The sequence below is a fragment of the Nitrosopumilus piranensis genome, assembly GCF_000875775.1.
GTDB lineage: Archaea > Thermoproteota > Nitrososphaeria > Nitrososphaerales > Nitrosopumilaceae > Nitrosopumilus > Nitrosopumilus piranensis.
On the sequence record NZ_CP010868.1, the window covers coordinates 365,944 to 378,570 of the forward strand.

General features: G+C 34.3%; 12 protein-coding genes and 1 tRNA gene. 12 read left to right on the forward strand and 1 reads right to left on the reverse strand.

Annotated elements, in window-relative coordinates; genetic code table 11:
- The first annotated feature begins 131 nt into the window (after positions 1–131).
- The 6 genes from nrdD to NPIRD3C_RS02085 all read left to right on the forward strand — a co-directional run bounded on the left by nrdD (position 132) and on the right by NPIRD3C_RS02085 (position 7,435).
- Complete coding sequence (gene nrdD / locus NPIRD3C_RS02060) at positions 132–2,297, forward strand: anaerobic ribonucleoside-triphosphate reductase (protein WP_148702619.1); 2,166 nt, start codon at positions 132–134, stop codon at positions 2,295–2,297.
- Between the two features lie 203 nt (positions 2,298–2,500).
- Positions 2,501–5,152 carry an adenosylcobalamin-dependent ribonucleoside-diphosphate reductase gene (locus NPIRD3C_RS02065; protein WP_148702620.1) on the forward strand — a complete coding sequence of 884 codons (2,652 nt, stop codon included), beginning with the start codon at positions 2,501–2,503 and terminating at the stop codon, positions 5,150–5,152.
- 46 nt (positions 5,153–5,198) lie between these two features.
- A complete protein-coding gene (locus tag NPIRD3C_RS02070; protein ID WP_148702621.1) occupies positions 5,199–6,314 on the forward strand; it encodes a hypothetical protein in 1,116 nt (371 codons plus the stop codon).
- Between the two features lies 1 nt (position 6,315).
- The gene (locus NPIRD3C_RS02075; protein WP_148702622.1) at positions 6,316–6,984 is read left to right on the forward strand and encodes a ribosome biogenesis protein; all 669 of its coding nucleotides are present in this window, start codon (positions 6,316–6,318) and stop codon (positions 6,982–6,984) included.
- A gap of 22 nt (positions 6,985–7,006) precedes the next feature.
- Positions 7,007–7,080: transfer RNA gene (locus NPIRD3C_RS02080), tRNA-Gly, on the forward strand.
- 88 nt (positions 7,081–7,168) lie between these two features.
- Entirely contained in the window at positions 7,169–7,435 is a 267-nt protein-coding gene (locus NPIRD3C_RS02085; RefSeq protein ID WP_342399208.1) for a ribonuclease P protein component 4, read from the forward strand.
- 164 nt (positions 7,436–7,599) lie between these two features.
- Here NPIRD3C_RS02085 and NPIRD3C_RS02090 read toward each other — a convergent pair whose 3' ends face one another.
- Positions 7,600–8,166 (reverse strand): hypothetical protein, encoded by a 567-nt coding sequence (locus NPIRD3C_RS02090; RefSeq protein WP_237087699.1) that lies wholly within the window; start codon positions 8,164–8,166, stop codon positions 7,600–7,602.
- A 207-nt stretch (positions 8,167–8,373) separates the two neighbouring features.
- Here NPIRD3C_RS02090 and NPIRD3C_RS02095 point away from each other — a divergent pair, with 207 nt between their 5' ends.
- The 6 genes from NPIRD3C_RS02095 (at position 8,374) to NPIRD3C_RS02120 (ending at position 12,618) form a co-directional block, all read left to right on the forward strand.
- On the forward strand, positions 8,374–8,826 hold the full coding sequence (locus NPIRD3C_RS02095; protein ID WP_148702623.1) for a 30S ribosomal protein S19e: 453 nt from the start codon (positions 8,374–8,376) through the stop codon (positions 8,824–8,826).
- Between the two features lie 7 nt (positions 8,827–8,833).
- Positions 8,834–9,115: a DNA-binding protein gene (locus tag NPIRD3C_RS02100; protein WP_148702624.1), complete on the forward strand. Its 282-nt coding sequence runs from the start codon at positions 8,834–8,836 to the stop codon at positions 9,113–9,115.
- 42 nt (positions 9,116–9,157) lie between these two features.
- A complete protein-coding gene (locus NPIRD3C_RS02105; RefSeq protein WP_148702625.1) occupies positions 9,158–10,234 on the forward strand; it encodes a zinc-binding dehydrogenase in 1,077 nt (358 codons plus the stop codon).
- A gap of 7 nt (positions 10,235–10,241) precedes the next feature.
- Positions 10,242–11,096 (forward strand): HpcH/HpaI aldolase/citrate lyase family protein, encoded by an 855-nt coding sequence (locus NPIRD3C_RS02110; RefSeq protein WP_148702626.1) that lies wholly within the window; start codon positions 10,242–10,244, stop codon positions 11,094–11,096.
- Between the two features lie 609 nt (positions 11,097–11,705).
- Positions 11,706–11,849, forward strand: a complete 144-nt coding sequence (locus NPIRD3C_RS10570) for a hypothetical protein (protein WP_182126297.1) — start codon at positions 11,706–11,708, stop codon at positions 11,847–11,849.
- Between the two features lie 64 nt (positions 11,850–11,913).
- Complete coding sequence (locus NPIRD3C_RS02120; RefSeq protein WP_148702627.1) at positions 11,914–12,618, forward strand: tetratricopeptide repeat protein; 705 nt, start codon at positions 11,914–11,916, stop codon at positions 12,616–12,618.
- The last annotated feature ends 9 nt before the right edge of the window (positions 12,619–12,627 follow it).

Sequence of the window (12,627 nt, forward strand, 5' to 3'; positions counted from 1 at the left end):
ATATTTGATCTTTTTTTACAATTTTTAAAAATTAGATCTCAAATCTTTGTATACATTTAGAAAAATGATCAAAAATGATCCAAAGTCATACTGTCATAAGTCTTAATTAGTGCGTTTTTTTAGAAAAGTACATGAAAATGAGTGATGAGGAATTAGAATTAGATCTTGAGGGTGATCTAGATGTTGAAGATAATGATCTAGATGTCGACTTAGATGACGATTCAGATTCATCAAAACGAGGAGGCATTTTACAATCTACCTCAAAACGTGTCAGAATGATCTTCTCTGTAATGGCAAGCCCTAACAGAATCGACATTCTCAGAATCTTAAACTCAAAAGGACCTTTAACTTATTCAGAATTAAAATCACTAGCTGGTTTCAAATCCAAAAAAGAAAGTGGCAAATTTGCATATCACTTGAGAAAATTACTTAGACAATCACTTGTTGCATTAAACAAATCTGAAAGACGTTACACAATCACAAATCTTGGAAAATTGGTCTTAAGCTTAGCAAGACAGATTGAAGAAAGATCAATTATTGAAAGTGGAAAGATGTATGTCAGAACATCACATGAGTCCATTGAAGAATTTAATTCTCATAAAATTATTCAATCACTTGTTCGTGAGGGTAGCCTCCCACTGGAACTTGCCCAAAAAATTACTGAAGAAGTTGAAAATAGAATTTACAAGTATCAAACTACCTATCTTACAGGCTCGCTTATCAGAGAAATGGTAAATTCTGTGCTCTTAGAGCATGGCCATGAAGAATATCGTAACAAACTAGCACGTCTAGGCTTGCCAGTTTATGATGTTCAAGAGATGATTACTAATTTAGACAATGTAGATAATGGTGCTGAAGGTCTTTTGTTTAGAACAGGACAAAGAGTTTTTGCTGAACATCTTCTTACAAACATTTTACCAAAAGATGTAGCTGACTCTCATCTTTCTGGTGATCTACATATTGCAAATCCTGGAATTTGGTCAATGATTCCTGATACAATATTTGTTAATGTTAAAGAATTAATTGAAGATGGAATTGATCTTGGTGGAAAATATCTTGATGTTTCAAGAATTCCTGCATCAAAACAATTAGATGAAATTACAAGTGCATTGTCTGTTGTAATCTCTCTTCTTTCAAAAGAAGCTTCACAAGAAATTGTACTTGATGGATTTGTTCAATTGTTCTCAAAACATTCCAAGTCACTTTCAGAGCTAGAACAAAAATTAACTGCAGCATTTGCAACTGCATCTACAACTTCTAAATACAACAAATCAAGTACCAATGTTTCAATTAGACTACAGTTAGGTTCTGATACAAAAATAATTAATTCAATAATTTCTGCATACAAAAACTATACAAAGATTACACCAATTCCAAAAATTGGTCTAATAATTGACAATGACAAAGGAAAGATCACTGATGTATCTGCAGATGTTGCAGAAATAATTTCTATTGGTGGCAAAGTAATGTTTGCTAAAGGACAAACATCAAGTTCTGGAGTTACAAATGGATCAACTAAAAATTCTGGTCCACTATCAATTATGCTCCAATCAGTATCAATTAATCTACCAAGGTTAGCATTTGAATCAAACAAAGATGAAACTTACTTTAGAGCAAGATTAGCATTGTTGATGAAGCCAGCTTTATCATCTATGGCTCTAAGAAAGAAAGACATCTCTGATTTGACTAGACGTGGATTGAATCCAATCTTAGCCAAGAATACTCAATACATGCAGCGAAGTACTGTTTCACTAGTTGTTAATTTAGTGGGCCTCAAAGAGGCAGTCTTTAACATCCTTGGATTCCAGGATAATAAGGAAGGGCGTGAAATCCTTCATAAGGTAATTGAGACTGCAGTTGATGTAGGTGCCAAAAAAGGTAAGGAATTAGGCGATCCTGTGGCTATTTGCATGACTGAAACTGAGAGTTCCACCCGCTTTGCAACCCTAGATGGTGAGAAATATGGTAAAAATTCATCTCTAAACTCCATGGAAGGGGATTCCTACTCTGAAGGAATCAAAATTGACGCATCTGTAATATCTGATTATACCAATAAGAGTGAGTCAATCTCTGAATGCAACAAACTCTCAAAGTTACTCAACGGAGGTCTGTTTGTTACGCTGAACATTGATAAAAACGCAAAGCCTGCAGAAATCAAAAAAGCAATTGAGAAGACAGCAGACCTTACAACTTCTTTCAAGCCTGTTCAAGATATTGCAATATGTGGTGAGTGTGGATTTAAGGACGAGCCATTTGAAGACAAGTGTCCAAAGTGTAAGTCTCCATATGTTGTCTGAAATTCATAAATGAAAAACTAGTTACGATCATTTTTGAAAACTTTTTGATCTGTTTCAGACAGCGATTTTCGTTAACTAATTGTAGTAATTATGCCAGTATGAAGTTCATAGTAGTGGTGTCAATATTTTTGAACTGAACTTGAAGAAAAAATTGCAGAATCATTTATACCCATATTGATCATAACCCTTGCGGGGAGATTATAATGGATAATTCACAAATAGAAAATACGATCAATGAGATCCGTAAGCGCAGTGGTGCAGTAACGGCTTTCAATAAAGATAAAATTTCAAATGCCATATTCAGGGCATTGGCTGCCACCTCTAAAGCCGACCGTGGTCTAGCCGATCAGTTAGCAGATAATGTTGTTAACAAATTAGTAGAACAAGGATTTACTAGCTCTAGAACTCCGACAGTTGAGGATATTCAAGATATTGTAGAATCTACTTTAATTGATAGTGGTAATAGCGATATTGCAAAAGCCTACATTGTTTACAGACATGAGAGAAGAAAACTAAGAGACGAAAAAATGAAGGTCTTGAATATAAAGGCCTTGGATCCAGTTTCCAAAAAGTTTGACTTGAATTGTCTAAGAGTCTTGGCATCAAGATATCTCTTTAGAAATGGAAAAAATGAGATTATTGAATCTCCAACTCAAATGTTTGAGCGAGTTGCAATTCTAGTTGGAATTGGTGATATGTTATATGATGCACAAGTCTTTGACAAATCTGGAAACACTACTCAGGATGTAGAGGAAGCAAAATCTTATCTTGAAAAATTGGATGCCTTTGATTATAAATTCAAAGTTGGAGATTACTTTTTCAACAAATGGCATTTCAGATCCCTGATCAATCACTATGTAACTCTTGCAAGCAAAGGTCAGATGAAGGTAAGCTTCAAAGAACTTTTGACACTACTTGCAGCAAAAAAACTAGATAGTTATGCAGACAAAATTACAGAATACTTTGATCTGATGGTTGCACAAGACTTTTTGCCAAATTCACCAACAATGATGAATGCAGGTGGAAGACTAGGCCAGCTTTCTGCATGCTTTGTCCTTGGAATGAATGATGGTATGGAAGAAATCATGAAATCAACTTCTGATGCTGCATTAATCTTCAAATCAGGTGGCGGAGTTGGAATCAACTACTCTGATCTTCGTGAAGAAGGTGATATTGTAGCCTCAACATCAGGCGTTGCATCAGGTCCAGTGTCTTTTATGAACATCATTAACACTGTAACTGAAGTTGTAAAACAAGGTGGAAAGAGACGTGGTGCTAATATGGGAATTATTGAAGCATGGCATCCAGATGTTGAAAAATTTATCACAAACAAAACAGAACCTGGAGTTTTAGAAAACTTTAACGTCAGTGTAGGTATTTGGGAAGACTTTTGGCATGCACTTGTAAACACAAGTGACGGAAACTATGTCTTACGTAGTCCACGTGACAAAAAACCAGTTAAAGAAATCAATGCACATCAATTAATTGATTTGATTGCACTATCTGCATGGAAGAGTGCAGAACCTGGGTTGATCTTCTTTGATCAAATTAACAAATACAATGTATTTGCAAAAGCAAGACAAGCACCATTACGTGCAACAAATCCATGTGGTGAACAAAGTCTTTACCCATACGAATCATGCAATCTAGGTTCAATCAATTTGGTAAATCTTGTAAAGAGACAAGCAGATGGAACCTATGAATTTGATTGGCAAAGATATGAGGAAACAATCAGAAAAACTACTAGATTCCTTGATAACATCATAGATGTTAATCACTATCCAGTTCCAGAGATTAATGTAGCATCAAAAGAATCTCGAAGAATTGGTTTAGGTGTAATGGGAGTAGCTGATCTCTTGTACAAACTAAGAATTCCATACAACTCTAAAGAGGGATATGAACTACAATCCAAACTATCTGAAGCTTTGACATATTATTCCATGGAAGAAAGTGTTGCACTTGCAAAATCTCGCGGTGAATTCCCACTATGCTCCAAGACTGAATATCCTGAAGGAAAGATTCCTGTTGCAGGATACTATGAAAAACCAAAAGAATCTCACTCCTATGAATGGGGTGCCCTAATTGAGAAGATAAAGCAATACGGAATTAGAAACGTCTTGACAACAACAGTAGCCCCAACAGGTACTCTGTCAATGATTGCAGACTGTTCAAATGGAATGGAACCTGCATTTGCATTGGTATTTGAAAAACGAGTTACTGTAGGAAGATTCTTCTACACAAACAAAATTGTTGAACAAGTCCTAAAAGAAAATAATCTGTACACAGACGAAATTCTTGCAAAGATTGCAGACAACTATGGTTCACTAAAAGGAATTGAAGAGATTCCTCAATGGATGCAAGATGTCTTTGTAACTGCAATGGATATTCACTGGGCTGATCACTTGATGGCCCAAGGTGTATGGCAAGACTGGATTGGAAACGCAATTGCAAAAACAATCAACATGCCATATGATGTTACCGCTGAAGATGTAAAGTCTGCATATCTATTGGCACACGAAATTGGACTCAAGGGCATTACAGTTTACCGTGATGGCTCTAGACATAAACAAGTTCTTCACATGACAAGTGATAATGCAGAAAAAATATTTGATGTTACTCCAAGTGAGCATGTAACAGAATATGTTACAAAAAACATCACAAATCCATACATCAAATCACAAGTTAATGCAGCACTTGCATTAAAAGTACATGATGAAGAAATAAAAGCTGAACCAATCCAACAAGAGGAAGTTTCAGAAGATCGTCTATGTCCAACATGTAAGAACAACCTTGTATTTGTGGAAGGTTGTAGTATCTGTATTGAATGTGGATTTAGTGGTTGTACTTCTGGATAGATAACAGAATCACAACTTTTTTACTTTCTTTTCTTTTTGGGTTAGTATGAATAAGAAGATTCTAGGCGTAGGTATAGGCATAGCTGTAATTATAGCAATATCAGCTGGAGTCTTGAGTATTCCTAGTTCTGAAGTCACTCCTCAAAAGACTAATGAAAAAATTGGATTAGTAATTAATTCCCCTAATCAGGCTACAACATTACAAGAGTTAGATGAGATTTATTCTACTGCATCTGAATCTGGAATTGGAAGAAGTAATGTCTATCTTTTTTGGAATCTGATTGAACCAGAACGTGGAGAATTCAATTGGCAGTACTCAGATGCACTAATGAGCTTTAACAAAAAAAATAATCTTAAAGTTACACTTTACTTTTCAATAATTAATGGGGAGACTTTAGGTCCTTTCCCAAACTGGATTGGAAAACCCCCAATCCAATCTCTTGGAGAAGATAGAGTGGTAAGTGTACTTGATGCAATTTTATCACGATACAACATTATTGATACTGTAATTCTTGCAGGACAAACAGAATCCCAATTTCGATATCATGAGCAAAATATCCCTGCTTACAAAGAATTATTCACAGGAGTATATGATGAAATTAAAGAAAAACATCCTGATGTAAAAATTGGAAATTCATTTGCCTTGCATCAGGTTTTAAATAAAAATTTGAAATATATCGTAACTGATTTGGCCATAGGTGATTTTGTGGCATTTTCTTATTTTCCTGTTGATACTTTATATGAAATGGTAAAGACTCCCCAACAAGCAAAAGACGAACTAACAGAAATTTTTGATTTGGCAGGAGATAAGAAAGCTGGAATTTTTGAGATCAGTTGGAGCACGTCTGACTTTGTTGGTGGAAATCAAGACTCTCAGCTTGAATTTTTAGAAAAATCTTTTGAATTTTATACAGAAAATGAATCAGAATTAGAGTTTTTCACCTGGTACAGGCAAAATGACAAGCCTGAAGGAACCTGCACATTTGAAGTACAAGATATTGGAGAAAGTAAACTTGAGGTTGAGGGTTCTGGTTTTGGAAGTAGTGAACATGTAATTGAGAGATTAAATCATTATGTTTGTAGTGCTGGCTTGTTTGATGAGAATGGTAATCCTAAACCAAGTTGGAGTGAATTTAAAAATCAAATTCAAATGATAAACTAAAATGATTTCTTTAATTTTAGCTGAATCGGCATTAGAGCTTATCCCCTCTGAATTAAAACACCATCCATCAGTAATTTCACATGCACAAAAATTAGGAAAACTCTCATCTGAAATTCTATTAGATAATTCATGGCACTTTGCAGCTATGAAAGGAATTGATAATGAGTTAAAAAGAGGACGCCCAGATCTTGTACATTTTTCAATACTTGAAGCTACAACCATTCCACTTTATACCAAAAACAAACTCAAATTTTATGTTCATACAGTTGATGATAAGGTAATTTCCTTTGGTCCAAATGTACATGTGGCAAAGTCTTATCATAGATTTGCAGGATTGATTGAAAAATTATACAAAGAAAAACAGATAACTGCAAATAACGAAGTTCTTCTTGAAATCAAAGACAAGACATTTTCAGAACTAGTTGATGAAATTAATCCATCCAAAGTACTTGGATTTTCAACTAAAGGTAACCTGAATTCATATGAAAAAATTGCCACAGAGATTTCAAATGATTCTTGTCTAGTATTTGGAGGATTTCAAAAGGGACACTTTTCAGACATGATTGAAAAAAAATTCACTACAATGTATTCTGTTGGTGATGAATCCTTTGAAGGTCATACTGTGGTTGCCAGAATGCTCTATGAGTATGAAAAAACCATTTTTATGTAGGCACAAAAATTTGCACTCTGTTGCAGTCATAGTATAGCCTGGTTAGTATTCGGGGTTTCCAACCCTGTGACGCGGGTTCGAATCCCGCTGACTGCATTTCTTTGATTCTAATAAGAAGTAATTTTTAGGTGTAACTTTGGAAATTATTGTGAAACCTGCAGTAAGAAAACTTGCAATGGAGAGAATGCACATTCTAATTAAAAATGCAATCAGTAATGCAAAAACAGATCCCAAATTATCTCAGCACCAAGCACTACTTGCTCGTAGGATTAGTACTAGACATAAAATTCGAATGCCTTATGAACTTAGAATGGTTTTTTGCAAAAAATGTAAATCGTTTATTGCTCCTGGAGTAAATTCTAGAATCCGTTTGGGCAGATCATCTGTCAAGGCAGTTAGAATATCTTGCTACTTGTGTGGACATACTTATCGCAAAATAATATCTAACTAGTCCTTTAATCTCTTTGAATTGTATCTTGTCTTAACTATTTGAGATAAAGTTTTCAGATAATGCCGTCTTACTATGGATTTTGTATAATTATATTTAGAGGTGCACCTGTTTTGCCTGCAAATACATTCAAACTTGCTGAAGCATCTGCATCAATTGAAGTGATTTTACCTTGTGGTATTTGGGTATACAATCATTCTATCACCTGGGTTGAGTGCAACTGGTGCTGAAGCTTGCATAAGACATAATGTTTCTTTTGTTCCTACATCACCAAAATCAATCTCTAATGTTGTGTTATCTGGAGTTGTACATGATATTGTTACAGAATCACCTGTATCCAGAGTATCTTTCATTAATGTACCTGCTCCACTTGTTCCAGTATGTTCATACAAACCCTGGAAGTTAATTACAGATACTCTAGTTTGATCCTTATCAAAATACCAATTTGATAACGGTACTGTAACACCTCTAACTTGAATGGTCTCTATTGAAACAATTTTTTTACCATTGTTTCTGACTCCAGCTGTTCCCCATGCATCACCCAATGAATCAGTAGCATTTACCCACAAATTCATTCCTAAGACTACTATGCTGTCTTGTTGTACTGAAGTCTGAAACAGACTAGTTCCATACAAACCCGAGCTAGCACCTAGTACGACAGATGCAACCAAAATAATTACAGTTGTAAGTACTGTACTAATTGCCCTTCGTCTATTCAGAACGCAGTTTCTCATACTAACAAAAGTTCTAAAAATTACATCTCATCTAGTATGTAATTTTTTAAAATTACTCTAAACCACACATGAATTCATGAATGCAAAAAACTCCAATTTTCATTATTTGACAAAATCAGCGATCTGAGAAATTTACGCTGAAGTTTGTTTAGAAACCAGACACAATATCTCAATGATTTATAAGACGATTCTCAATTTTTTGTCTTCATGGCAAAGGTGTACGACGTACCAGCAGATGTATTGATAGGAAAATTAGCTGATGTTCTAAAAAATGAGGATATTCCAGCACCTTCTTGGATTCCATTTGTAAAAACTGGAGCTCATGCAGACAAGCCCCCACAAAACCGTGATTGGTGGCATACTAGATGTGCTTCAATTATGAGAAAGATTTACCTTCATGGACCAATCGGAATTAATGAATTAAGAAAAGATTATGGTGGTGGTAAACCATCTGGCTATGGAGCAGCTCATCACAAAGACGCTGGTGGCGCAATTATTAGGAATGCCATACATGGATTAGAAAAATTAGGCTATCTTGAAAAAGTTGAGAAGAAAGGTCGTGTAATTTCTAAACAAGGAATGCAAAAACTTGATAGACTGTCAACAGAAATTCTAAAAGAGATGATTGTTGAGAATCCTCAATTGAAAGTATACACTTAGATTCAAAATGAGCTTCCCTGAATCAAACGATCAACCTCAAGACAATACAAATCATGAACTAGCTGCACAAAAAGAACAAATTCTTAAACAGATTCTTGTACCTGAAGCAAGAATGAGATTAAACAATATTAAAATGGTAAAGCCAGAGTTGGCCGATCTTGTGGAACAATATTTGATAGGAATGGCAACGCAGGGAAAGATACCTGGTCAAATTTCTGACGATCAATTAAAGCAAATTTTGCTTTCTACCCAACAACCAAAACGAGATTTTAAGTTCAATCGCGTCTGATCTCAGATAAAATATAATTATGGGCAAGTAGCGGGTTATTTCATGAAAGCCGTTGTATACAATGAATATGCACCAGATGATAATTACGCTAAGATCCTTAAAGTCCAGGATATAGACGAACCAAAACCAAAACCAGATGAGGTTATTTTTACAAATAAAGCATCTGCCCTAAATTATAATGATATTTGGGGAATGAGAGGAGTGCCAGTTGCAGTTCCTCTTCCACATGTTTCTGGTTCTGATGTAGCTGGAGATGTTATCGCCGTAGGCGAAGATGTACAAAATTTCAAAGTAGGTGATAGAGTTGTCTCTCATTCTAATTTAGCATGCAGAGTTTGTAAAGCATGTACTGATGGAAGAGAATTTGATTGTACCAAAAGACAAGTTTGGGGTTTCCAGACTGGACCTCTTTGGGGTGCATACTCTGAACAAATTCATTTACCAGAAGTTAATGTTTCAAAAATCCCTGACAGTGTTTCATATGAAGATGCAGCAGCAGCTTCAATGACCCTTCTAACTTCATGGCACATGTTAGTTGGTAGAGCAAACATTACTCCAGGACAAACAGTACTTGTAATGGGTGGTGGTTCTGGTGTTGGAAGCTTTGCAATCCAAATTGCAAAATTATACAACTGTGATGTAATTGCAACTGCTAGTCCAGACAAATTAGATAAATGTCTAGAACTTGGTGCAGATCATGCAGTAGATCATAGAAAAGACGACTGGCAAAAAGAAGTCTTTAAGATATCAAAAGAACTAGCAAAAACCAAAGGTGAAGCACCCGGAATTGATATTGCATTTGATCATATTGGTCAAACTCACTTCAACAAACAACTAACCTTACTCAAGTATGGTGCAACTCTTGTCTCTTGTGGTGCAACAACAGGTTATGATGCACAAATAGATCTTAGACACATATTCTTCAAAGGAATTAACGTCCTAGGTTCAACACAAGGAACAAAAGCTGAACTTGATCAAGGATTGTATTGGATGGGTCAAGGAAAACTAAAGTCTATTGTTGACTCTGTTTACACATTTGAGCAAGCCGCAGAGGCTCACACAAAAATGTTACAGGGTAAATTCTTTGGCAAAATCTTAATGAAGCCTGAAGGCGCTTAGTCATTTAATGACTCAGCTCTTCAGAAGTCTTATTTTTGTTCCTGGCAACAACCCTAGGTTTCTTGAAAAAGCAAAAAAACTACAGGCTGATATTGTTTGCTTTGATTTAGAGGACTCTGTACCAGATAATGAAAAAGTAAATGCAAGAAAATTAATCAAATCTGCACTTAAATCTAGAAAATCATACGAGTCTTCAATTTTTGTTCGTACAAATTCTCCTTTGTCTAGCAAAATTCCGTCTGATCTTAAAGAGATTGTTCAAAAAGGAATCGATGGAATTGTTATTCCTAAAGTCAATAATAAACAAGAATTGAAAAAAATTGAAAATATAATTTCAGGATTGGAGAAAACGCGAAAACTAAAACCAATACAACTAATTCCTTCAATAGAATCTGCTGAAGGTGTTGTTAATACATATCAAATTGCTTCTAGTAGTAAAAGAATCGTTGCAGTAGTTTTTGGTGTATTTGATCTTCTTAATGATCTTGGTGTGGAGTACACTAAAGATTCTGAAGGAGCAAAATACTCTAGACGAAAAATCCCTGTAGATGCACATGCTGCAGGTGTTGTAGCAATAGATGCCATTTGGCAAGATCTCAAAGACTCGAAGGGATTAGAAAAAGATTGTAAAGTTGGAAAAAGTTTAGGTTATTCAGGAAAAAGTATCATTCATCCAGATCATATTTCTGTAACTCATAAATTATTTCATCCAAACAAAAGTGAAATTTTGTGGGCAGAAAAAGTTTGTAAAACCTATCTTGCATCAACAAAAAAAGGAAAAGGTGCTACTACCGTTGATGGAAAAATGATTGATGAAGTTCATTTTAAACAAGCAAAGGCACTCCTTGATCTTGTTAAATAGGCTATTCTAGATTTTTAATAATTGATTTCATTACAGTGCTATTTTCAAATATTTTTTTACTTACAATTGCACTTACTGTAAATTTCTCCTTTTTGACATCAATTAAAATTTCTTGGAAAACGCATTGAATTTTTGATATTTTCTTACTTTCACTTTTTAAAAGACTAGGAATAATTTTCCTAATTTCGTCATTTCCAAATACATCAAAAATAAAGTGAACTAGTTTTGAATCAATAATAGTAATTTGATAATTTTCTTTTATTTTTTTTTACTTGGAATATTTCTTCTAAACATTCTTTTTCTAGTTTATTGATATCTAATTTAGAATTTTCTTTGATAACTTTTAACGATATTTGAAAATGTTCTGTTGAAAGCTTGCCTATCGGTTCTAGAGTTTATGCAATTAAGTAAATTCGAGAGAATGAACCTAAAGTACGAATCATTGCAGTTACAGCTGATACAAGTAGTCAAACTGAAGAAAAATTAAACGTACCTGTAATTCAAAAACCATTTAATATTGAACACGTTATTTCACGCATAAATGATTAATTCCCATTTTTGGGATATTTCATATAGTTATATATTATAATTATCATAAATTAGTATAAGATGGCTAAACGAGTAACCATAATGATTGATGACGACATAGACAAGAAACTACGACTTCGTCAAGCAAAATTGATTCAACAAGAACAAGCATCTTACAGTTATTCCAAAGTCTTAAACGATACCATTCGTAAGGTCTTAAAATAACTAAAAATATTTTCCTCTTTTAGAATAGGTTAAAGATAATGAATTTTTATTCTAATTATTAGAAATGGTAAATCTGTTAGATCCCAGTAATGTAATTACTAGAATGTTTAATGCAGGAAAATACGAGGAGATGTGTAACTATTGTAAAGGTCTACTTGAAAAAATCCCTAATGATATGGTTGCACTACAAAATCTCTGTCTGGCTTTGATTCATTTAAAAAAGTATCAGGAGGCCATAACATATTGTGACAAAGTTCTTGAAATCAAAGAATTTGATACATATGCATTAAAAAATAAAATTTATGCTCTAGAAAGCCTGAATCAATATGAACAAGTTTTAAAATTATGTGATCAAATTCTATCCTCCAACCCACATGATACTTGGGCACTTAACAGTAAGGGATTGTCCTTGAATGAATTAAATCGACATGAGCATGCCCTTGAATATTATGATAAAGTACTAGCGATAGATCCAAACGATGTCACAGCCTTGATGAATAAGGCTATATCTCATAGCCATTTGGGAAATTATGAAACTGCCATAGACTTTTACGATCAAGCACAACTAGTTGATTCTGGACTAAAAGAGATACCACCTGCTAAATCTAAATTATTTGAAAAATTGGGTCAGAGTGATAATGCATTTTTGGCAGCACAAGGAATTCTTAACAAAGATATGGAAAAAATTAAGATGGATGCAAAAGAAAACAAATGTTCTCTTTTCCATCAAGTTTGTGAAAATGAATTTAAGAAATTAGATAAAAAATAAACTTAAATT